Origin of the sequence: Paenibacillus sp. LHD-38 (assembly GCF_031157315.1) — a bacterium.
Taxonomy (GTDB): Bacteria; Bacillota; Bacilli; order Paenibacillales; family Paenibacillaceae; genus Pristimantibacillus.
Genome location: NZ_JAVIFU010000027.1, coordinates 67,037 through 90,422, shown reverse-complemented (window position 1 = coordinate 90,422; position 23,386 = coordinate 67,037). Strand labels below are relative to the sequence as shown.

At 47.8% G+C, this 23,386-nt stretch carries 13 protein-coding genes and 1 pseudogene; 4 read left to right on the top strand and 10 right to left on the bottom strand.

Going from position 1 to position 23,386, the window contains the following annotated elements; translation table 11 throughout:
• Both RCO25_RS21770 and RCO25_RS21765 read left to right on the top strand, forming a co-directional pair.
• A pseudogene (locus RCO25_RS21770) lies at window positions 1–212 on the top strand (IS4 family transposase); the annotation flags it as partial.
• Between the two features lie 92 nt (window positions 213–304).
• Window positions 305–949, top strand: coding sequence for a cupin domain-containing protein (locus RCO25_RS21765; RefSeq protein ID WP_308998233.1), 645 nt, complete (start codon window positions 305–307; stop codon window positions 947–949).
• 97 nt (window positions 950–1,046) lie between these two features.
• Here the strand turns inward: RCO25_RS21765 and RCO25_RS21760 are convergent, their stop codons facing one another.
• The 7 genes from RCO25_RS21760 to RCO25_RS21730 form a co-directional block, all read right to left on the bottom strand.
• Window positions 1,047–5,540 carry a PA14 domain-containing protein gene (locus RCO25_RS21760; protein ID WP_308998232.1) on the bottom strand — a complete coding sequence of 1,498 codons (4,494 nt, stop codon included), beginning with the start codon at window positions 5,538–5,540 and terminating at the stop codon, window positions 1,047–1,049.
• A 77-nt stretch (window positions 5,541–5,617) separates the two neighbouring features.
• Window positions 5,618–10,000 (bottom strand): beta-L-arabinofuranosidase domain-containing protein, encoded by a 4,383-nt coding sequence (locus RCO25_RS21755; RefSeq protein WP_308998231.1) that lies wholly within the window; start codon window positions 9,998–10,000, stop codon window positions 5,618–5,620.
• 92 nt (window positions 10,001–10,092) lie between these two features.
• Window positions 10,093–10,689 carry a TlpA family protein disulfide reductase gene (locus RCO25_RS21750; protein WP_308998230.1) on the bottom strand — a complete coding sequence of 199 codons (597 nt, stop codon included), beginning with the start codon at window positions 10,687–10,689 and terminating at the stop codon, window positions 10,093–10,095.
• Between the two features lie 50 nt (window positions 10,690–10,739).
• Window positions 10,740–11,753, bottom strand: a complete 1,014-nt coding sequence (locus RCO25_RS21745; protein WP_308998229.1) for an S-layer homology domain-containing protein — start codon at window positions 11,751–11,753, stop codon at window positions 10,740–10,742.
• Between the two features lie 330 nt (window positions 11,754–12,083).
• Window positions 12,084–12,356 carry a DUF6171 family protein gene (locus tag RCO25_RS21740; RefSeq protein WP_308998228.1) on the bottom strand — a complete coding sequence of 91 codons (273 nt, stop codon included), beginning with the start codon at window positions 12,354–12,356 and terminating at the stop codon, window positions 12,084–12,086.
• A gap of 13 nt (window positions 12,357–12,369) precedes the next feature.
• Window positions 12,370–13,863 (bottom strand): alpha-N-arabinofuranosidase, encoded by a 1,494-nt coding sequence (locus tag RCO25_RS21735; protein ID WP_374992140.1) that lies wholly within the window; start codon window positions 13,861–13,863, stop codon window positions 12,370–12,372.
• Window positions 13,864–14,107: 244 nt separating this feature from the next.
• Window positions 14,108–14,890, bottom strand: coding sequence for an alpha/beta hydrolase (locus tag RCO25_RS21730; protein ID WP_308998226.1), 783 nt, complete (start codon window positions 14,888–14,890; stop codon window positions 14,108–14,110).
• Window positions 14,891–15,106: 216 nt separating this feature from the next.
• Between RCO25_RS21730 and RCO25_RS21725 the strand changes: the two genes are divergently transcribed.
• Both RCO25_RS21725 and RCO25_RS21720 read left to right on the top strand, forming a co-directional pair.
• Complete coding sequence (locus RCO25_RS21725) at window positions 15,107–16,087, top strand: aldo/keto reductase (RefSeq protein WP_308998225.1); 981 nt, start codon at window positions 15,107–15,109, stop codon at window positions 16,085–16,087.
• Window positions 16,088–16,252: 165 nt separating this feature from the next.
• A complete protein-coding gene (locus RCO25_RS21720) occupies window positions 16,253–16,738 on the top strand; it encodes a C40 family peptidase (RefSeq protein ID WP_308998224.1) in 486 nt (161 codons plus the stop codon).
• A gap of 87 nt (window positions 16,739–16,825) precedes the next feature.
• On the opposite strand, the gene RCO25_RS21715 is transcribed toward RCO25_RS21720, so the two are convergent.
• From RCO25_RS21715 to RCO25_RS21705, 3 genes are all read right to left on the bottom strand, one after another.
• Window positions 16,826–17,707, bottom strand: a complete 882-nt coding sequence (locus RCO25_RS21715) for a helix-turn-helix domain-containing protein (RefSeq protein WP_308998223.1) — start codon at window positions 17,705–17,707, stop codon at window positions 16,826–16,828.
• 134 nt (window positions 17,708–17,841) lie between these two features.
• Complete coding sequence (locus tag RCO25_RS21710; protein WP_308998222.1) at window positions 17,842–19,080, bottom strand: LamG-like jellyroll fold domain-containing protein; 1,239 nt, start codon at window positions 19,078–19,080, stop codon at window positions 17,842–17,844.
• On the bottom strand, window positions 19,077–23,258 hold the full coding sequence (locus RCO25_RS21705; protein ID WP_308998221.1) for a LamG-like jellyroll fold domain-containing protein: 4,182 nt from the start codon (window positions 23,256–23,258) through the stop codon (window positions 19,077–19,079). The genes RCO25_RS21710 and RCO25_RS21705 overlap by 4 nt, the downstream gene beginning before the upstream one ends.
• Window positions 23,259–23,386: the final 128 nt, after the last annotated feature.

Here is a 23,386-nt window from a genome sequence, read left to right as displayed (position 1 = left end):
CTCTAGGCGGGTTGTTTTATTTGCTATGTGATGAGGTCGGCACCATGGATTGGGTGATCGCGTTACAGCAACTGCTCGACTTGATCAATGAAGTCGCAGCAACGGCAAACAAAAAACTTTCAAAATTAATTAAAAGTCAACTACAACAATGGATCGCCGGTTTGCCCAGTTATCTCAAGGCTTATCTGCCTATTTCAAGCTGCGAAGTTTGAGTTTGTAAATAAACTCACACCGAACTAGGCAAACACATACTCTGTTTTCATGAGAATTTAATCACCTTATTGAAAAGGAGCATACCATTCGCATGAATTCATATATAGACTACACGTCCCCGGGGACGCAATTTGCATTCGATGTAAACACCAATCCGATTTTCAAAAAAGATCCTTACAACTACTTAAATTTATTATCCGTTAAACAGCTAAACACTTTGACCAATTTATCGCTGCTCGATATTTTCCTCAGCATAGGAAACGTGGTAGAGCCGCATTACCATCAAAATGCCGCGGAGCTTGTATACTGTATTTCTGGCGCAGCAGAGATCTCTCTCTTAAATCCATTTACCAAGCAGCTCCTCCATTTCAATGTAGTGCCCGGTCAAGTCGTCAACTTACCGCAGGGCTGGTGGCATTACGAAATCGCTACGCTCGACAACACGCATCTGCTGGCGATCTTCGATGCCCCGGTTCCTGATGTTATTTACGGATCTGACATTTTGCGTTTAACCCCTACCAATGTGCTGGCCTATACCTATTGCCTGGATGAAGCTAAATTAAAAGATACGCTTGCTCCGTTAACAGACACCGTCGTTTTGGGACCGCCGAACGGCTGCAGCTACAATCCCGTTCATGCTCAAACGGCCCATAAGCAATCAGTTAATCAAGCCCCTGTCGAGCATCAGGCGGCGAACCAGAAATATGGCCATCATCATCGCATACAGCAATACTGAAAACACGGTACGTTCAACAAAAACAGGTGACCAGCAGCCCTATCGCTGCCGGTCACCTGTTTTATTGTCGCACTGTTAAAACTGCAACGATTAAGAATTACCCAAGAATCCATCTTGCAAGCATTGCGATATCCTCAATATCGATTTTTCCGTCTGCATTGAGATCAGATTTCTTATACTGCGACCAGTTTGGATCTGCGCTTGTTTTACCGTAGGCAGCCGCTAAGATACCAAGATCGCCGATCGTTATCTTCTGATCATTGTTAATATCGCCAGATAACACGGAAGCTTGGAATACAGTTACGGCAGCACTTAACGCAGCAATCGCTTCATTTACCTGAATGTCGCTCGCGTTCGGGTTGACTGCAACCTCTTTCGCTTTCGCAATCGCCGCAGCAAAGGCCGCTTTCGCAGCTGCTGGATATTGTCCCGGCTGATTGCCGACTACAGCACTATTGCAGATCGCTTCTGCAGCTGTAATCGCTTGATTCAGACCCGTCATATCGACTTGGGCACTGATTTGTACGCTGTGTGAAGCACCTTCTGCTTTTAGCTCTTCGCCTTCACCGTTTGCCGCTTCTACACCGCTTAGGGTGATTGCTGCAGTACTTGGCGTTCCCGTTACATTAGCCAAAAAGCTCAGCTTCAGCCATTCAGAGTTCGCATCCACGCCATTTCCTTGACCTGCTGCAATGATGCGAACCTTTCCTGGCTCAAGCGTTTTCTGTTCAAGAATACCAAACCCTTGCTTTAAGGATGTCGCCTCCGCAAAAGCCAATTTCGTAGGATCGAAGCTTATGATCAGCATTTGAGCATACAGCGTCTGGAATTTCTCGGCTGTAATATTGGACAAACCTATGGTCACATCAAAGGTTTGACCTGCTTTAACCTGTGCTGCGCCGGCAATCGTTGCAGTCGGTTCGTCTGCAGCTGGCTGGGCTGAGGCGGCGAACGCTGATGAAGCTTGATTCAAAGCTGCCACAGCAGCATCAACTGCCGCTTGAACCGCTCCCGCATCGGCTGCCACCGTTTTCGCTTCAGCAATTGCGGCTGCAAATGCATCCTTTGCCGCTTGCGGATATTGGCCGGGCTCGGGGCCAATTACGGCAGCGGCTAGCTGCCCTTCAGCGGCCGCAACGGCAGCTTGGAGTGCTGCCTTAGCCGCCACTGCGACAGGTCCAACCGAGAAGTAATCAAAATTAGCCTGAATGGAGCCTTGATCTCCTGCTGACAGACCGTAAAACCCAATCTTCAGACTGCTTAAACTTACGGTCATTGGGTCAGCTGCCTGCTTCCAAGCCGTCCCATCCCAATAGAAAGTAGTTACAACATTGCCGATCTTTCTAATTTGCAAATACGAGGTATCGTAGCCGGGATGCTTCACCATATTTGTCGCTTTGACATAGACCGCATTTTTCTCATAAGCGGTTTCGAGACTTTTGCCGGTAGCCCCCTCTGTATCCCAGACATGGCCAAACTTGAAGTAATTGTCTTCATTTTGCCAAATGAAAAGTCCTGCCTGCTGGAAGTTTTTCCGTACGGGAGCGTCGACTTTTGCCGTAATAACGAAATCCCCTGCCGGTGCGTCTTTAAGGAATATGTTCGGCAGGTTATTTGACGTTTGATAGGTATCTCCTGCTGACGTATCCAAGCTTAGAAACCCTGGTTTACGCGTCAGTGACCATTTGGAATTATCCGCTTTAAAGACCGACCACGCGGAATCTAACACCGCTGCATCAAACGAGTCGACCGATGAGCCTGCCGGAATCGGATCGTTTACGTTGGTGAAAAATTGGACGCGTCCGGCTTGAAGCGCCTTTAAATCATTTTGGATATCGGCAGGTAATGCGTTCTCGTTTTGGACTGTCTCTTTGGCAGAATCAATCAGCGCTTGGAAGGCATCCGCAACGGCCTGCTTATACTCTCCCGTTCCTTCGCCGACTTTCGCTTTGCTTGATAATGCTTCAGAAGCAGCGATTTCTGCGAGCAGATCCGCTTTTGTAGCTGTGCCGATAAGATCGCGATGGGCTGCCGCTATGCGGTCAAAGTCCATCTTCTCAACTTTGCGGTCGTATGACATCAAGCCGTTAATTTCATATTCCACATCCGTGATTTGCGTATAAATCGCAGCGCTTAAGCCTGTTTCCTTCAGCTGCTTCACCTTATTGATATACGTGATGTAAGTCGAAGTCAGCTGTTCTTTGCTGTTCATCAATTGGTATGAAAAGACGAGCGGACTCCACTCATGCCCCGGTACATGAAGGCCTAAACCGCCGTATTCGCCCAGAACAGCCGCTCTTGTATCGCTTGGGCTTGGTGCGCCTGGGTCAGGATACCGATGCATATCTAGCAAATCGCCCGCGCCTGCATCCCACCAGCCGCTCGTGCTGTTCACAAGACGAGTCGAGTCAAGACTTTTCACATAGCTGGTAGCATCCCTTGTCTGCTGTCCGCCTTGGTCGAATTGCCCCCAGCCTTCATTAAACACCGTCCAAACAATAATCGATGTCACGCTGCGAAGCTGGTCAACCATCTCTTTGTACTCTTTAAACCACTGCGTCTTCGTATCTGCCGTAATATCCGAGCCCCTGTTGCCTTGGCGGTCCTCTAAACTCGGCATATCCTGCCATACGAGCACGCCAAGCTTATCCGCCCAATAATACCAGCGGGCAGGCTCCACTTTAATATGCTTGCGAATCGTATTCATGCCTACGCGTTTAACCGTTTCGATATCAAATTTTAGAGCCTCATCCGTTGGAGCCGTATAGATGCCGTCCGGCCAGAAGCCTTGGTCAAGCGGCCCCATTTGAAACACGAACTTTCCATTCAACAGCGGACGGGTAATGCCGTCGACCTTGCCCAGCTTAATTTCTCTCATACCGAAGTAGCTCGTTACCTCGTCTACAGTTTGCTCGCCATCCTTCAAATAAACCTTTAAATCATAGAGGAATGGATCGTCAGGAGACCATAATCTAGCGTTCGGTACGGGTACCGCTATTTCTGTGCCAACCGCACCGGCTGCGGTTCCGACGACTTCCCCGTTCGCCATCGCGACAGCTTCGATCGTTTGACCTTGGATGCCGATGCCGGCTGCGTTTAATTTCAAAACACCGTTTTGAATGTCCGTCGACATATCCAGCTTATCGATATGCGCTTCGGCAACCGGCTCGAGCCATACCGTCTGCCAGATGCCCGAAACGGAGGTGTACCAAATGCCCCCAAGCTTTTTCACCGTTTGCTTGCCGACCGCTTGATCCGCGCCCATATCCGTCTCATCAAGCACATGGACGATCAGTTCATTATCGCCTGGCACAAGATAATCCGTAATATCGAAGCTGAACGAGGTGTAGCCGCCCTTGTGGCTGCCTGCCAATTGACCATTCACGTACACCGTTGCCAAATAGTCGACCGCCCCAAAATTAAGCTTCACGCGCTGGCTGTCCCAGTTCTCCGGAACCGAAAAGCTGCGTTTATACCACATCAAGTCCTCTACGCGATTGATGCCCGAGAGCTTCGCTTCGGCGGCAAACGGTACGAGAATCTTCTCTTCCAGCGATTTGCCTGACGGAATAGCTTCTCCCTTTTTCGCTGCTTGGAACTCCCACTCCCCGTTCAAATTCACCCAATCCTCGCGCACTAATTGAGGCCTAGGATATTCAGGAAGTACATTTTCTTTATCTACGTCATCCGCCCACGGCGACATGATTTGATATTTCGAACCATTCAGCAACGGCTTATCGAAGCTCGCTACGACTGCACCTGCCAGCGTTTCCAGGCCACCTTGACCGTCGTAAACCACTTTTACATTGCCAACGTCCTTGGAATAGACCGCTTCCTTGAAGTTGACAACGACAACCTTATCATCGCCTGCCTTCAAAGCCGCCGAGTCGATAGCCAGACTGCCCGTCGAGATATTCACCTGCAAATGCTTAATGAATTCGGCAGTAACGGGCTTAAGCGATTCCTCAAATGGAAGCTCGGCGCTGAGGCCGTCCTCGAGTATCGTACCGCCTGGCGCAAAGCCGTCCGGCAAATAAAAGGCTTCCGTCGGAACCGCTTCCTTCGTGACGCTTGGGCTGGACCAGCGCACATGCACATTCGAGCCGCCGTTATCCTCGAATAGCTCCAGCTTAATTTTGTGTTTCTGGCCAGCGGTCAAAGCAACCGGAAGCGAGGTTTGTTCTTTGTCCCAGTCAGCTATCCAGTGATCAATCGTGAGCTTATCGTCGATCCAAAGGCGGAAGCCGTTGTCGCCGGAAATATAAAAGGTATAATTTTCGGTGAATTCAGGCTGAATAAATCCGGTCCATCTGATGCCGACACGGTTCTCTTGACCTGTATACATTTTGATAGACGGCTCAAGATTAGATATATCCAGACTCGGATCATAACCGGTGCCTTTAAAGGTACCAAAAGTGAAATTAGGCGGACCGCCTGCTGTATAATATTCGGCTTTTAAGCCGTGGTACTGAGGCTCTTCCGCACCCTCTGCGGCCGCAGCGCGCGGCGTAAAAGAGACAGCGGAAGCCAACATGGTAAATAACATTGAAAATGCCACTAGCGTGCTTATTGCCTTGCTTCGTTTCAACATGAATGGAACCTCCAAAATTTCATAATAAGAAACTTAAATTTGGCGGAGGAAGTGATGCTCCTTCCTCCATGGTCCGTTTAGTCGATAATCCGGCCTGCAACCATAGCAAGATCCTCTATGTCTACTTTCCCATCACGGTTTAAATCAGCCTTCTGGTACAGCGCCCAATTCGGATCGCTGCTGGTTTTGCCATAAGCGGAGGCCACAATGGCCAGATCGCCAATCGTAATTTTATTATCTTGATTCACGTCACCCGTATTTTGCCCGATTACGCTTGCACGGAGGATATTAACTGCTTCGCTCAGCTTCGCTATAGCGGCAGTGATTTCTTCTTTGGTTGCCTGGTCATCGTCAGCTGTTTGCTTCGCTTTGGTTATTGCTGCTTGCAGCAGCTGCTTAACCGCCGCTGGATATTGACCTGGCTGTGTACCTGTCACTGCTTCGTCATGCAAGCCTTGCGCTGCCGTAATATCCGCGTTCAATACTGATTTATCCGCTGGAGCAGCTTGAATTTGCAGGAGATGCTCCGCTGCATTAAGGCGAAGCTCCTGTCCCTCGGCGTTAGCAAGCAGTATGTCGGTTACGGCAATGGTCGTGCTTGCCGCTTCCTCCAGCATTCCGGCCTGGAAGGTAAGCTTCAGCCATTCCTCGTTCGGCGACAAGCCTGCTCCTTCACCGAATGCTAGAATCCGGATTTTCCCCGGTTCCAGCACCTTTGGCTCCAGTAGGCTCAGACCATCCCGTAAGGAGACGGCACCCGAGAAACTTAACTTGCTTGGATCAAAGGTAACCGTTACATCCTGTGCGTAGACGCTCTGATACACGCTGTCCGTCACATTGCGGACCCCTAAAACAAGCTCGGCTTGCTCACCGCTCGGGATGCTCGCGGTCCCCGTCCATGCAGCTGTCGGTTCATCCGATGGTTCAACGGCTGTATCGCTTGCTTTGGACAATGCGATATAGTCCAGCTCATAGAAACCCGGATTCGGTCCCGTGCCCCGCATAAATTTAATCGAGTTGAGCCCCTCCTTAAGCTCAACGTTTATGCTTGTTGCCATGAACCTGCCCCAATTAATCGTGCCTGCGAGCTCAGTCGTCTGTTCTTCGCCGCCGTTTACAATAATTTTGGCGGTTGCAGGCTGGTAGTTTCCGGTGTTTTGGCCGTACCAAATGAACATTTTATACGTCCCTGCCGCCGGAGCCGCCACTTGATTAAAGTCAACGTAGCTGTCCGCATAATCCATGCCGCCTACGTAGCTCGCTCCAGACGCATGAACATTATTGCTGCGGGCGGTCGCCTTAAACAGCTGAGCATTCTCCGCTTCATATTTTGCCGACATAACGCTTAAGTCTCCCGTAACCTCAGGGAAATACGTTACCCTCAGGTTTTCGGCTCCGAAAGGCACCAGCGTGATATTCTCCGTAGGCTCAGCTGAATATACAGGGCCGACGGGAGGCTCTGCGGCTGAGACACCGTTCGGCGCTTTGCCCCATGCCGGAATACGCTTGCCCTTCGCGATCAACTTAATCGGGGTCGTCTCCTGTAAAAATGGATTTTCTGGCATTTCAGAGGTTACAACCTCAATCGATGCCGCTGGATTATCCCGGTCAAGGAGCAAACCATAGTTCCAAGGAGATTCCGCATCGATGGTGTATTCCTTGAAGCCGGGCGCCTTAATCTGAGGTGCTGGATTAGATTTCTCTTTCCAGTCCTCCTCAATTTTTAGCGAGAAAACAAGCGGTCCGCGTTCGATGCCAATTGAATTGTTAACCCAAGTTGAGGTTTTCAGTTCCATCGGCAGCGTCAATACAACCGTATCTCCTTGTTCCCATTGCCGGTCAATCGTGAAATACTCCCCCGATTTAACCGCAGCTTGCGGCTGACCGTTTACCGTGATAACAGCATTTTCCGTCCAATCCGGAATACGCAGCTTAAGCGGAAACTTCACGCTCTCGGACGCCTCTTCGATCGTGAAGCGAATTTGATCCTCAAATGGATAATTCGTCGTTTCCTTCACCGTGACATTCGCGCCTTTAATTTTGGATGAAACGCGGCTGGGCCCGTATGCGATGACCCCAAGCCCTCCATCAGATGTACCAGCCCACATGTCCTTCACAAAATAAGGCCAGCCCATATGCATGTTGAATCGGCAGCACGGGAAGCCCGAATAAGGGGACTGCACGGTGCCATTACCGTAATTTTGCTTAAAACCGTGATCCGTTACCCCGCTTTGCACTTGGTTCGGAAGCGAGTAATATTGATGCGTCTTGATATCCTTGCTCATCGCGCCTGGCAGCGAGTTGAAGGTAATCTTCTCAAGCGCGTCTCCGATCGTCGGATCGCCGGTAATCATGGCAGCAACCGCGTTGCTATGTACCCGCTCCACGATCGCGCAAAGCTCAACGCCTTGCGTGGATGCCAGCCCGGCAAGCATTTCTGTACCGGAATTAATGCCGGTAATTTGATTATGCGATTGGTTCAAATGCTGGACGCCGGCTTGGAAAGCCTCTTTGTCCGCTTCATTGTTCGATAATTGATAATAAATGGCAGGTGTCTTAATCGCCTGATTTACGTTGACCGTATGCTGCGTGTAGAAGTTATCGGGGTTGCTCTTAGCGGCTGTTAAGAAGTTATTATTAGCAAAAACATCGGTCGCATCAGTGCCTTGACTATGCAGCTTCTCGGCTAACTGAAGCAGGAATGGATCGCCTGTTCGGTTATAAAGCCATAACACGACATTCAAGTTGTCGCCGCTGCGAATTTGACCCCAATCCCTTAAAGGACGCTGATCCAGGTTGTTTTGCTGATAATGGAAATAACTTGTTAGGAAGGTAAGAACCCTCTCGTCGTCTGTCGCTTCGTAATAATCCTTTAACACATAGATCGCGACCATGCGCGGCCACCAATCATTGTCGCTGGCAGGACCGAATGAACCGTCATCTTTCTGGCTCTCCAGCATCCAATTGATCCATTTTTGTGATTTCGCAATCAATTCCGGATCGTCCAGCGTATATGCAAGGGAGACTAGACCCTTCACATAATAGATAGGGCGTTCCCAGTTCGACTCTGGCGCTGTTCCCCCCAGCCATTCCGAATTTGTGTTCAGCTCACCGTATAGATCCTCCGCATAGCCGGTCGCTCCGTCCTTCATAAGCTCCAGCTGCTTTAGCAGCCAGCCATCTGCCTTTACGGAGCCAAGCGGAAGCGGTACAAACGGTGTTTGCACCAATGGGTCCTTATTTTTCACCGGCTCTTTGAACGTCTCTGCGGGGACGGCATAGTCGCTTGCGATAAAGTTGTCAAATACAGGCTGAACCTCATCCGCCCATACGCCTACTCCTCCGGAAGTGAATTTATCCGCACTTTCGTCGCTGTATTCTAGAACCGGGTTATGCATATCATCCAAATAGATTTTAATTCCGTTTCCATAGGTTACGACCTTCAGCTGATAGAATTTGTTCGCCGTTACCGTATCCAAGGTTTTAACGACCTTGAGGTCGGTCCATTCGTCATTTAACCGGCGAAGAACGAGATTTCCGTCTCCGCGCAGACCGGCGTAATAACCTTCAGTCTCGTGTCCTTGACTGACGGATTGACTGCGAAATAATAGTCCCGCCATACCGGCTGCTGCCTGGAGCTTAACATCCGTCTCCACCGTAAAATCATTGAAAACCGTTTCTTTCACGAGCAGCGATTGCTCCTGACCGGCATTTACAGTGATCCCGCCCGATTGCAATTTCCAATCACCCTGCAAGGATTGCCAATTAGGCAAAGTCAATCCTGGTACGGAAGTGTCGAATGCATCCGTGAATAAAGCCTCGCCTTTATCATCGGAAACTTGTAAATTATCGTAGGCCGGCTGGGACTGATAGAGCCTAACGCCTACTTGGCCTTTCGCGTAGGTTGTATCCGTTTGCTCTAAAACAAGCGCACCGTTTACATAAAACTTGATTTGCGAGCCTACAGCGCTGACTTTAAAGTGATAAGCCGCATTTGGATTAACGGCAATTGAAGCACGCTTCAGCTCCGTCCATTTGTTATCCATGCGTCCCAGGAATACACTGCCCGAGCCTTGGGCGGAAATGCCCGCGTAATAGCCTTTCACATTGTCTGCGCCCGGCGCTGCGCTGACCGTACGAATCAGAAAGCCTGCATCCCCGTTCCGATTAGGAAAGCTGATGTCGGCTTCGACGCTGCCGTCCTGAATTTCCGTTTGTTTTACCAGCGCTTTAGAGGCCGTGCTGCTTTCTGCTGTCAATTTGCCGTTTGAAATCGACCATGCTCCATCGATGACATTCCAATTGTCATTTATAATTGACCGATTGAAATGATCCTCGAAAAATCCAGGCTCTGCCTCCGCCGATGCTTCTACATGCACAGCAGGCAAAAAGGAGCTTACGTACATGGTGAAAACAAGCGGTAAAACGATCATTGTTTTCAGCTTTGCGCTGAACCTCATCTTGCTTCACTCCCTCAAACTTTGGTCACGATGAATAGCGGTTAAATTGGACTCTTTGTTTAACTTTCCTCCTTCGTCCTTGTCGCCCGTGCTCACCTCCCCTCCGTTAACATTTCCAGCTTGCTCTCGAATTCCATCGGATCAATCAGATGGAATGTATCCAGCACAGTACCGTCCTTATCGATGATGAATGTGGTAGGCAATGCATGCAGCTCGTATAAATAGGAGGCACGTTTGTTAGCATCAAGCAGATTGGTGAAGCCCCATTCGTTTTTCTGAATGAATGCGTTTATTTGATCGGCTTGCTTCTCCTCTGAAGATAAATTCACGCCATAAAAATCGACTTTATCCCGAAATGTCTCATGCAGCTTCTTCAAGGTAGGGGCTTCTACGCTGCAAGCCTCGCACCAGCTGGCCCAAAATTGCAAAACAATCGGTTTGTCATTTGTTTCAGCAACGGTATACGTTTTTCCATTTACGGCTTTCAAAGTAAAGGCAGGCGCCTTGACACCGGATGTAGCTGTACGATGCAAGGCGGCTTCCTGATCCACGCTTAATATATTCTCAAGCGCGGAAGCGTTCAATTTGCCGCCTTCCGTTCCGCTCGTTTTATCCGATTTCAAAATTAGGAGCAAACCGAAGGCCGTAGCTAGAAGAAAAACGCCAATAATCAAAATCGAGTTTTTCATTTGATCTACTCCTCATGCATCTGTTTCCTGCCGCTCGGCAGCAGGGCTGCTTACTCCTTTAAATCAATGACGGCAAGCAAAAGAGTTACCGCTTCCGCTCGGGTCGCATTTGCGCTTGGTGCAAATTGGTTCGCGCCTCTGCCCTTGATGATGCCTGCTTCAGCAGCCATCGCAATGGAAGGATGCGCCCAAGCCGGAATCAAATCACGGTCAGCAAAAGATGATTTTTTGGCTGGATTTGCCTGCCAAGCAAGAGCTCTCGTTATCATCACGGCAATTTCGCTGCGGTTAATCGGCTTGCCAGGTCGGAAGGTATGATCCTCATAACCCTTTAGGATACCCACCTCTACCGCCGTGGCTACAAACCCGGAGGCCCAGCCTGGTATGCTGCTTGCATCCGTAAACGATGCTTTATCTCCCGTTTTTGCTTGCAAATCCAGTGCCCGGACGAGCATTGCCGCAAACTCAGCACGGGTTACCTGAGCATTCGGACGAAAGGTGCTGTCGGTATAACCATTAATGAAGCCCAGTTTGACCGCTCGTTCTATTGCCGCTTTTGCCCAGTGTCCTGTAATATCCTTAAATAAAACAGCGATATCTGCCAAAGCGGCCGAGATCTTAACGTTTGGTTTAAGCGTAACCGATTCGAGTACGCTGTTTACAAGCTTTACATCGGTAAGCTTGACCTCCGTCTCCCCTTTGCCTAAGCCTTCGAATAAGAAGCTGGATAACATACTCTTTCCGTTTTCTCCCTGTTTTTTTCCGATTTTTGTCGTTGCGTAAACAATTTGATTCCCTTCCACAATCGGTGAAATCGAATAACCCGTGATACCGCTGCTTGCGCTCTTTAAACGAAGCTTCTTTGCATCAAAGGAAAGCTTTACTTCAAATGCGTACATATCCTTTAATTTATCCGCGGTAACGACGATTTTGATATTGTTGTCCGACTTCTCCTGCGTGAGCGTAAATACAGGAGATTCAGCCGCAAAAGCAAAGCTAGGCACAGCCATGGCCAGCAGTAAAACAATTAAACCAACCGACATAAAACGCTTACAATTCATCATTGAAATCGTCCCTTCCAAGTACAAGATGTGATATTGAGAGATAAGCATGATCGCTATAAGAAGCATGCATGCGGAATAATGATACATAATGTATCATCTAATCTATGAAGAAAGGCGCCCCTATAGCAAAGAGCTCCTTTAGCCTAAGTTCTGATAAGTGCGCCATCCCTTCATAAGCTTTATTTTACAAAGATGATTTCGGAATGTATTTGCAATATCAGGTTAAAATTTATGAATTTCCGCCGTTCATTGCCATTGATCTCCTTAAATATAACGAAGGCCGCTCCCCGTAATAACGGAAAGCGGCCTTTTAAACGAACTTAATTATGTTTACGCAAACCTCTTCCAACGGCTGTCTCCGGGATTCGGACAAGCACGGTCTTTATATTTGGCAGCGATACGCACGAAGCAGCCGCAAACAGTACAAGTTGTGCCATACTGAAACTTTGGGCAGGCTCTGCAAGCGAGCAAACGCTGCTCGTATACGTCATCCGGTACGCTAATATCGGACTGAAACATCGGCGCTGCCAAAATACGGTCAATCTGCTCATCGGTTACGCGGTAATCATCCCGGCATCCCTTGCATTGATTTTTGCTGTTCATCTTGAGGCTTGCCTTATTCCGAGATCAGCTCAAGCACCGTAACGGACATTGGCGAGAGCTTCGCGCTGATTTTTGAGCCGTCGACCGTAAACGCCTGATAAGCTGTCGGCACTACCGCTTCCGGCTGCTCAAAGGTATTGTGTGCATCCTTAATTGCCGCTGTAAGCTCCGTGCCTGTAACTTGAAGTCCCGCTCCAATGAGGCCGCGAACATCAATTTCAATATCGGCGCCGGAATGGTTATCCAGATTACACAAGCTAACATGGATACGGCCTTCTGCATCTTTGGATGCCGATACCGATACCTGAGGAATCTTCTGATCATTATGCGCGTAATCCTGACTGTCAATCGATGTTGTCAGCAGCGTTGCGTCTTGATGCACTTTATACATATCAAAAACATGATAAGTCGGCGTCAGAACCATTTTCTCGCCCTCGGTCAAAATAACCGATTGCAGCACGTTAATCACCTGAGCGATATTCGCCATCTGAACCCGATCACAGTGATCGTGGAAAATATTTAGCGTCAAGCCCGCAACGAGCGCATCGCGAATCGTGTTCTGCTGGTAAAGGAAGCCTGGGTTTGTACCTGGCTCAACGTCGAACCAAGTGCCCCACTCGTCTACGATAAGGCCAACGCGTTTGTTCGGATCATAACGGTCCATAATTGTAGAATGACGCTTGATCAGCTCGTCCATCCAAAGCGCTTTCTTCATGGTGATATACCATTCATCCTCGGAGAAACCAGTCGCCGCGCCTTTTCCTGTCCAGAACTCGCCTGGAATCGTGTAATAATGCAAGGAGATTGAATCCATCATCCAGTGCGCTTCACGCATCACGACGTCCATCCAGCGGTAATCATCCACGTTTGGACCGCATGCGATTTTGTGAATCTTGTTCTCGCCGTAATTGCGGACATACGTTTGATATCTTCTATAGAGATCAGCGTAATATTCAGGGCGCATGTTGCCGCCGCAGCCCCAGTTCTCGTTGCCTACACCAAAATATTTGACGTTCCAAGGCTTTTCCCTGCCGTTCTCTTGGCGCAGCTCCGCCATAGGCGATACGCCGTCAAAGGTCATGTACTCTACCCATTCGGACATTTCCTGAACCGTGCCGCTTCCCACGTTACCCGAAATATACGGCTCGCATTCCAGCATCTCACAAAGCATCAAAAACTCATGCGTTCCAAAATGATTGTTCTCAAGCACGCCGCCCCAGTGCGTGTTGATCATCCGTTTGCGCGACTCGCGCGGACCGATGCCGTCCTTCCAATGATATTCATCGGCGAAACAACCGCCCGGCCAGCGAAGAACCGGAATTTTCAACTGCTTAAGCGCGGCGACTACATCGTTGCGGATCCCGTTCGTATTCGGAATCGGGGAATCCTCGCCTACCCAAATTCCTTCATAAATACAGCGTCCAAGATGCTCAGAAAAATGTCCATAAATGTTGCGGTTAATCGTGCCTGCTGCCAAATCGGCATTAATCGTTATACGGTTTGCCAAATGAATCATCCTCGCTTCGTATGTTGGGTTAAAATGACTTCATCATTTCATTGGATTAATATATTTGTTTATCCAAAAATGTAAATGTTAATCCTACTCAAATCATAATGGGAGCGGATTCATTTTGCAACCCTTATCTGCAATAAACCATAAAATATTTATCGAAAAATGCTTCTGTCGGTAAAAAAACAATCACGCGCGATTGTCTATCATCGCGCGTGATTTTTTATTGTGAATCATTTCCTTATTTTTCTATCGGGAGCCATTGCAAGAAAGACTGAATATGCGTGTCCCAATATCCCCACTCATGGCTTCCCGGCCCTTCTATATAAGTCAGCGGATAATCAGCTGCCTCACAGGCATCACGGAACGCGACATTATCTTGGTAGAGAAAGTCTTCCGTCCCGCAGCACTGATAGAGCAATGGCTTTGCCAAAGATGTATCCTTACGCTCCGCTACGAGATGCAGCAAGTCCTCATCGGTACCCTTAATATCTTTCTCTCCATAAATCAGATGGAAATAAGGCTTCATATGGGGCGCAGCCGGGTCTTTGATATGGTTAGCCATATCAAGAGCACCTGACAAGCTTCCCGCGGCAGCAAACCGGTCAGGATGCCTTAGCGCCCATTTGAATGCGCCATATCCTCCCATCGACAAACCTGCAACATAATTATCCTCACGCTCGTCTGATAGAGGGAAGAAGGAACGGGCTATTGCTGGGAGCTCTTCAGTCAAGAAGGTCCAATACTTATTGCCGTATTCCATATCCGTATAAAAGCTTTGATGGACATTAGGCATGACAACAGCGAGCCCAAGCTCGGCTACATATCGTTCGATAGACGTTCTTCTCGTCCATATCGTATCGTCATCGGAGAAACCGTGCAATAAATATAATGTTTTGTGCAGCTTCTGGCTGCTTCGACTGTTCATACCAATTTGCGTGGCGGTTTGTTGAGGTAAAATAACGGTCATCGACGTGCTTAGACCTAATGCTTCAGAGAAAAAGTTACAAGTAATAAACGCCAATCGATATACCTCCCAAAATATAATAGTAACAAACTGTACTCATCACTAGTAATGTAGCATCAATATGAAGCGCTTGCAATCTAAGATACCGCCATTTCCCTCGCGCGTAACAAAGTTACTTAGTGAACTTTTTTTCAGTCCTTATATGAAAATTGATAGCAAGGTATAATAGTAACCGTCTGAGCTTGAATATAAATATGCGGAGGTTGATGAAAAATGAAATTGATGCCATTAGAGCGTCGCGGGATATCTGATAGCCGATTGGCGCTAGGCTGCATGGGGCTCGGCGGAAGCTGGGATCTTGCAGACCCCATCACGACAAATCATATTCGTCAGGCTGAAGCAGCCGTTGAAGCTGCCCTATCCATTGGTATTACCATGTATGATCATGCTGATATTTATACGAGAGGCAAAGCAGAGTCTGTCTTCGGACAAGTACTGAAGCAGCAGCCAAAGCTTCGTGAACAAATCGTCATTCAATCCAAGGTGGGCATCCAGCTCTCTGACGGTGTATTGCCTGGTAGATTCAATTTTTCGAAAGAGCATATTTTGCCTTCCGTGGACGGTATTTTAGAGCGTCTTGGAACGGAATATCTAGATGTATTGCTGCTTCACCGTCCAGATCCGCTTATGGAGCCGGATGAAATCGCTGAAGCCTTTACGAAGCTGAAGCTTTCTGGGAAGGTACGGAGCTTTGGCGTGTCGAATATGAGCCCCGGACAAATCCGTTTCCTCCAGCGCGCGCTGCCAGATCCGATCGTCGTAAACCAGCTTGAGCTTAGCTTGCTTCGCCATGACTGGGTCGATCAAGGCATTCATGTTAACCAAAAGGCTGGCTTAAAAGATAATTTTGCTGAGGGTCTAATGGAATTCATGCAGATGGAAGACATTCAAATTCAAGCTTGGGGCCCGCTTGCGCAAGGAAGATTTTCGGGAAGGGTTTCGGAGAATGCATCCGAAGCGGAGATTCAGACAGCCGCTATGGTTAAGCAAATTGCTGACGAGAACGAGACAACTCCTGAATCCGTCGTGCTCGCATGGCTCATGAAGCACCCCGCACGCATTCAGCCTGTTATTGGCACGGTTAATCCAGAGCGTATTATTGCTTGTAAGGACGCGGTTCGGCAATCCGAAATCATGACGAGAGAGCAATGGTACTCGCTGCTCGTAAGCGCTAGAGGCGTAAACATGCCTTAATGCAAGTTGCAATCCTTAATTTATTAATATTTTTTCATTTATTTCTCATAATCGCTCAGAATCCTTGAAACAGCTAACCCTTCGCTCTCATGTGGAAATTTCGAGTGTTTCAGATGTGTTATAGTCATACACATAATACGAAACGCGGAGGGACATCCTGACAGCATGAGAACATCACACTTTTTGAAATCGATTGCCAAAGCAGGCATTTGCAGCGCGATCGTCATGTCGGCTATCACATTCGGATCTTTTGCGCCTAAAGCGCATGCAGCAACACCAGAAACGTTAAATCTTATTTCTTCAGGCAAACAATACCTTGGGACACCTTATAAATTCGGTGCACCTGCTGGCGTTACATACGCTTTTGACTGCTCATCCTTCACCCAATTTCTGTTTAAAGGACTAGATGTTTCCCTTCCACGCACCTCTGGAGCTCAAGCTACAGTCGGCAAGAAGGTTGCGAAAGGCTCTTTAAGCACGGGCGATCTTGTTTTCTTCAACACAAACGGCAAGTCGATCAGCCACGTAGCCATTTATGCGGGCAATAACAAAATTATTCACAGCTCCTCAAGCAAAGGCGTTTCGGTGACAAACCTTAATAACAGCTATTGGTCAAAGAAGTATGTCACGGCAAGACGTGTCTTAAGCTAGTTCCGTCTTTTTCACGAAGCGTTTACCCTAAGCTGTTGTCGCCCATTGCGACAGCAGCTTTTTGTTTATTATATTGACGTTCATTTCTCATTTCGAATTCCCTACATGCCGCTGCCGATACTTTAGCGGCGTAACGCCTACTACCTTCTTAAACATATGAATAAAATATGAAACATTAGGATATCCGACGAGTATGCCGACCTGTTCGATAGAGTGCGTAGAAGATTGCAGCAGCCTGCTTGCTTGCTTAATTCTTCTTGCGGTCAAATAATCCGTAATATGGCTCCCAGTTTCTTCATGAAACACTCGCGATACATAAAATTTGGATAGATGCAGCCATTCTGCCAAATGGTCCAGACTAACCTCTTCGGCATAATGCGTTTCGATCCATTGCATGATTTTCTCCGAATAACGCAATGCTCTTCCATCCGTTTCGATTGCTTCAAGGTCCTGCAGATGTCCCTTTGCTTTATGAATGGTCCCCATCAGCTGCAGAAGCAGCATCGTGACCTCCTCCTGCTCTTGGCCTCTTCCCTGCTTGCTCATCTCATCGAAATGAATAAAGCAGTCTTCTATTTGCTTGATTTCCTGGAATAAATCGAATGCAGGACCTGTCGTTCTCCCCTGCCATATCTTCATAAACAGGCTATGACGCAGCGGAAAAGGCGCCAGGCTATCCGAGAATACGGACGGATCAAAAAACGCAATCGTGCGTGTATACGGCTTCTCTTTGCTCACATTGGCAAATACTTTATGCAACTGAAAGGGTTGAAACAGGAAGAGCATCCCTGAACGCATTTCATACGTATGCTGGTTCACGATAATGCTCCCCTCCCCTTCATGGACATAGAGCATCTCCATGCATTGATGCCAGTGATAAAAGCCGGGATAAGCGGTATCTGATTTGGCGACATGCGACCACAGCATCGTCTGGCCATCAAATTTAACCGGATCGAACAAAAAGTTCATATGGCCTCCTATTAGGACAAGATCTCAACATTTTATTATCTAGTATTGCAAGTTTCTGAGCTTTTGAACAGTTAAAATGAATTAAAAAAAATGACATGCAGGATCATATGATGATCTGCATGTCATTTTTGTTGTTAATTTGCTGCTTCAGCCAAAATCAAAACCTCATCAGACGTTAATGCTTTTCCGTACATCCGGAATTCATCCAATGCTCCGTTAAAGTTCTGATCCCAGAAGTTTCCTCCGATAAAATGTTCATTGAAACCCTGCGTTGTTCTGATATCGGAATCGGCTTGCGCAATCTGAATACCATTTAGATAAAGCGTCGTTTTCCCGTTAGGAACTACCGTCATCGCGAGATGTGCCCACTCTTGAGCAGGCAGCTGGTTGCTCGATGCAGCAGCTGGTCTCCCGATAAACAACTGATTTGTACCGCTTAGCCCTACATTTAAATAATAATTTAATGGGCTATCCGCAGCTACGAATGTATCGCTAAAATAAATACTCGACCATGCTTGCGTCCAGCTTTCTGACGAACCGTTCCATTTGACCCATGCCGCCACGGTGTATGCTTGATCGCCTGCAATGAGATTGTCTGGCAGCTTAACAGGGATGTTGTCAAACGCAGCGCCGCTTTCCGCCTTCAAAAATTGAGCAGCTTGATTATCCGCCGATCGCCCTGCTACATATTCAACCCGATTATTTTTGATTTCAGCGTTTTTATTGTTTCCGCTGCTATCGTTTACGTTGCCGTTAAAATCCAGTTTAACGAGCAGACCATCCGTTTCGTCAAAAACTGTTAAAGGTTCGGTTACCGTTATCGTTGCAGTCGCTTTCTGTGTCGTGTCCGCTATTGAAGCGGCAGTAATCACAGCGGTCCCTATAGATACAGCGGTCACCAGTCCGTTTGTATCAACAGCAGCCACAGCATCATTGCTCGAGCTCCATGTAACGGACCGATTGGCGGTTAGCGTTACATTCTCGCCTATTTTAAGCGATTTTGCCGCTAGATCAAGAGTAACCGTGTTTCCAATTGCAAAATCCGCCGCTACCTGCTGAGCAGTAAGCGCCTTGTTATAGAGTTTCAATTCGTCCACTAAACCTTTGTATGGAGTATCCCAGTAGTTGACGCCTATTCCGAACACGCCGTTCTCATTCGTAAACACGTTCGGAAAGCCAGTTCCAGAAAACTTTTGGACACCGTTAATGTAAACCTTTGCCGTTCCGTTATTAACGGTGAACACCACATGCGTCCATTGACCAAGATTGATCTTCAGGCCGGTACTGGCATCATACCAAGCCGTTCCCGACCAGAGCATTGTATCATTATTGCCAGGACCTCTCGGGACAAGGCTAATCCAGCTTTCATTCAAGATCCAAAGAAAGCGGCCGCAAAATTAGTTGCTTCAGCCGGATTCAGCCACATGGATACGGAGTAAACATTACCGTTGATGATTCCGTCTGGCAGCCGTATGCCCGATGTACCGTTTAGTACAGCCGCCGCTCCCGCAATACCTGCGTTGTAGGTGATGTTCCCACCTGTGTTATTAATGCGGTTCCCAGTTATTAATCCCGCTGCCGAGCTATCCAATGAATCTGCGAGATTGCTCTCGAACGCGTAATGCGCCAAATCGCCATCGGTCACATGTACCGTATAAGCAGCTGTATGATGTCCGTCATCCGCTGCTGCTGCTGTAATCGTTGTCGTACCGACCGCTACGCCCGTCACTTGTCCTGTTGATTCGTTTACAACTGCAATGTCGGGATCTCCAGTTGACCAAACAATCGTTTTATTCGCAGCATTCACTGGCAGAATAGTTGTTTCAGGCGTATAAGCCGTACCAATAGCTATCGTTTTTTGAGAAGCCCCAAATTGAATGTCGTTGACGACTACTGAAGCATCCGGCTCACCGAATGCTAGCCAACCGATTTTTTCCGCATTTAACGCCATTTCATAAATACGAACTTCATCAATCAGCCCTTTATAAGGCGTATCCCAATAATTGACGCCAAGCGCAAAGACGCTTAGTTTGTTGTTAAATACGTTTGTCATGCCTGTTCCGCTATATTTTTGGACGCCGTTGATATAAACCTTGGTTTCGCCGTTTTGAACCGTAAAGGCGACATGCGTCCATTCACCCAATTTTATTTTCATGCCTGTCGAGGCATCAAACCAAGCCGTACCTGACCAAAGCATCGTGTTATTTGTTGCGAAATCATGGCCTCTCGGCAAGAAGCTGATCCAGCTTTCCTCAGATTGAGCGCCGAAGAAGGCCGGGGCAAGGTTAGCTGCCTCAGTTGGGTTCAACCACATTGAAACTGAATACTCATTTGTAGAAATTAAACCGTCTGGCAAACGCACGCCTGTAGAACCACTCAAGCTTGCTGCCTTGCCTTTCCCGCTCAGTCCTTCAATGTAAGCAATTTCTCCGCCTGTATTATTTATTCGATTGCCGGTTACCTCACCTGCATCGGACCTGTCGGCAGCCTCATTTAAATTATTTTCAAAATCATATTGCGCAACTAATCCGTCAGCTAAAGCATTATCACTTTGCTGCTGTACAATGACTGTAAACGTCTTGGACGCTGTCGCGTTTCCTAAAGTAATGGTTGCTGTTAATTGTATCTCTGCATTTCCCGCACCCGCATTTGGTCGTGTTACTGCTCCGCTTGCGCTTACTACAGCAGAGTTTGAGGATTCCCAAGTGATCGGCCAATTGCTTACTGCTTTAGCAGGCAGCACGATATCCTTATAAATTCGGCTTGTATCGCCAATCGTTAACATTTGGACAGCGTTAGTCACAATCTCTTGATTAGACAGCTCTTCCAGTTGACTGCCCCATACAGCAACGCCTTCTCCAGACAATGCACTGAAAGCCATCACGTAGGTTTCGGTTGTAGGATCCCATTGACGAATGAATACACCTTTATACGTCGTTTGCACTGCCTGGTTATCGACTGTTTCATTAACGGTTAGTTTGGCATAATAGTCGCCGTCGATTTCCCATGTGCCGCTTACGGATCCGGCAATCGTTCCATCTGCCAGCAGCTTCACATAAACAGAAGGCTTGATATCCTTTGTTATCTCTTTTCCATGATTAATATAGTGGTAAGCGCCAACAACATCGCTTTCAGAAATTTTAACGATCGTCTCCCCGCTGTATCGATGCGGCGCGACTACTGGCCAGCCGTCCTGATTCAAGAACATCTGATGCACGCGAACCTCATGGCCTTCCCCGCGGAACGGGAAGCGGCTGTGGAAAATGTTAAACCACTTGCCCGTTGCTTCATCATAGTAAGTCGAGTTATGCCCTGCAGATACATAACCATAGGTTGGAAAGTTCGTTTCTCCGTTCAGGTTGCTGAACATAAAGTTGCCGAAAGCCTTCACTCCGTAAGGTTCAATGGCCTCATCCTCAAAGAATGTCCCTGCTGCTCCATGAGCATCGATCATATCCTGGCCTTCATAATCGACATAAGGACCGTCAGGATTCAAGGAACGGGATATCCGCATATTGTAGCCGCCGATCGCATCCAGACCGCCAAACGTAACGAACAAATAATAGTAGCCGTTAGACGGATTGTATTGAATGTACGGCGCTTCAATCCGGCTGTGATTTTGACCCATCAGAAGTTTGCCATGGCCTTGATTCGCTAACGGAAAGCCCGTTTCCGGATCCATCTGAAGGATGAATATACCTCCCGAGTATGAGCCATACACCATCCACAGCTTGCCGTCCTTATCAAAGAAAGTGTCCGGATCAACCGTATTCGGATGCTGAGTGCCGTTATAAGCCGTACCGTCTGCACTGATGCCCTTGCCTGATTTCAAGAAGATGCCTTTATTGACATAAGGCCCTTCAATGTTATCCGCTACCGCTACGCCCAAGGCGGAAAGCGGCTGGTCTCCTTTACATGCGTTATAGTACATATAAAACTTGCCGTCTGCCAGCTGAATGACGTCAGCTGCCCACAACGTATCGGTTTCTGCCCATCCGAGCGCTTCTGCCAACTCTTTTTTGACATCGCTCTCTGCGCTTTTAAACAATTTATTCGTTTCGGTAACGCCGGAATCAATTAATGACCAGCTCATAAGATCCGTCGATTTGGCAGCGGCCAAATGCGAGCCGAACACATAATAGGTACCGTCAACCTTAACGACCGACGGATCATGTACGGATACATTATGGAATACAGGAGCCGGTGTTGCCGTTGGAAGCGGCGTCGCCGTGGGCACCGGTGTTGGCGCCGGCGTTTGGCTTGGAACAGCTGGCGTTGTCGTCTCACGGTCAAGCTTTGTTCCGTTTTGCGAATCGCTTGTCACTTTCCCTTTGCCTGTAACCTTGATTTTACCGTCCACCTGAATGACGATATCTTTGATCTCTGCGGCTTCATCCACATGCAAAGAAGCCTTATGCTCCAGAACCATTTTGCTGATGATGCCTTTTAGCACTTGGATAGTCGGGAAAGATAACGCAGCAACTTCAACCTGCTCAAAATCTCCAGAAAGCACAATCGTTGCATTCGTATCTGCAGCTTTGTCGACAATGACCTTGCTGAAGCCAGTACCGGTTGACGCAGCTTCTTCCTCCAGCTTTACGCCGGATAGAACGAATACTTGGCCGACTGTTGTTGTGCCCTGTGTCAAAATCCGCAGCTTCCCGTTTTTCTTATCAACAAAAATCTTCGCGATATCCGAATCATTCACTTTAATGCTGTTCTGTCCACCCCCTTGCACTCGAATGATGCCCTTTACAGTTACATTCTCAAGTATGACATCCCCTTCGCCAATTCCTTCGGTTAAGTACAGATTGCCTTCTATTTCCGTATCCTTCAACGTAATATTCGTTTTATTGATGATTACATTTTTACTTTTCAAGCCTGTGTACGTACCTTCTTGGGTCAAAATCTCTCCTGAGATGTTATTGACTAGTCGGAGCGACTCCGCTCTTGTGATTTTGTTAGCAGGTCTGAAGGTTTGATCGTTATAGCCGGTAATATAACCTTCGCTCACAAAGGTTTCTACAGCATCTTTGCTCCATGCCGGTAAACCAGCGGTATCGGTTAGAATGCTTTCGCTGCTTCCCGATGCTATCAACTGGAACGCTCTAAATAAAATAACGGCCGCCTCTTGGCGAGTGATCGGAGCGTTTGGACGAATGGTTCCGTCACTATATCCGGATAAATATCCAGCTGCAACCGCTTTCTTTACTTCGTTATAAAAAGAGTTCGCGGCTGTAATATCAAGAAAGGATACATCTGCTTCCTCAACAAAATTAAAAACCCGATTGATCAGCGTCATAAATTCTACGCGGCTAATCGCTTGGTCCGGCTTAAAGTTTCCGTCTCCATAGCCTTTAATCAGCTGCTTGTCGTACCAGGAATTAAAGTCCTTTTCTGCCCAGTGACCTTGTACATCAGACTTAACGGTACTTTGTAACAAGCTATCTTTGACGCCGGATTCAGCATTCGCGCTTCCGCCCGCCGCCATAGCAAGCTGGCCAGGGACTAGCAATGCGGCTGTAAGGGCAATCGCAATCCATTTGTTCATTGATTTGTTCACCTCGTATATCCCCTTCCGACTCCAATTCGTAATTGGCAAAACAATTTTGCATGCCTTAAATACACTAACCTTTTCATTCCACCTCTTTTCTGTCTGTTCTTTCTCAATCCGAGAAA

What these genes read in the sequence shown, in the direction of transcription:
- RCO25_RS21705 (WP_308998221.1), bottom strand. Translation starts at nt 23,258, where the DNA reads ATGAACAAATGGATTGCGATTGCCCTTACAGCCGCATTGCTAGTCCCT.
- RCO25_RS21765 (WP_308998233.1), top strand. Translation starts at nt 305, where the DNA reads ATGAATTCATATATAGACTACACGTCCCCGGGGACGCAATTTGCATTC.
- RCO25_RS21740 (WP_308998228.1), bottom strand. Translation starts at nt 12,356, where the DNA reads ATGAACAGCAAAAATCAATGCAAGGGATGCCGGGATGATTACCGCGTA.
- RCO25_RS21715 (WP_308998223.1), bottom strand. Translation starts at nt 17,707, where the DNA reads ATGAACTTTTTGTTCGATCCGGTTAAATTTGATGGCCAGACGATGCTG.
- RCO25_RS21720 (WP_308998224.1), top strand. Translation starts at nt 16,253, where the DNA reads ATGAGAACATCACACTTTTTGAAATCGATTGCCAAAGCAGGCATTTGC.
- RCO25_RS21760 (WP_308998232.1), bottom strand. Translation starts at nt 5,540, where the DNA reads ATGTTGAAACGAAGCAAGGCAATAAGCACGCTAGTGGCATTTTCAATG.
- RCO25_RS21755 (WP_308998231.1), bottom strand. Translation starts at nt 10,000, where the DNA reads ATGAGGTTCAGCGCAAAGCTGAAAACAATGATCGTTTTACCGCTTGTT.
- RCO25_RS21750 (WP_308998230.1), bottom strand. Translation starts at nt 10,689, where the DNA reads ATGAAAAACTCGATTTTGATTATTGGCGTTTTTCTTCTAGCTACGGCC.
- RCO25_RS21745 (WP_308998229.1), bottom strand. Translation starts at nt 11,753, where the DNA reads ATGATGAATTGTAAGCGTTTTATGTCGGTTGGTTTAATTGTTTTACTG.
- RCO25_RS21725 (WP_308998225.1), top strand. Translation starts at nt 15,107, where the DNA reads ATGAAATTGATGCCATTAGAGCGTCGCGGGATATCTGATAGCCGATTG.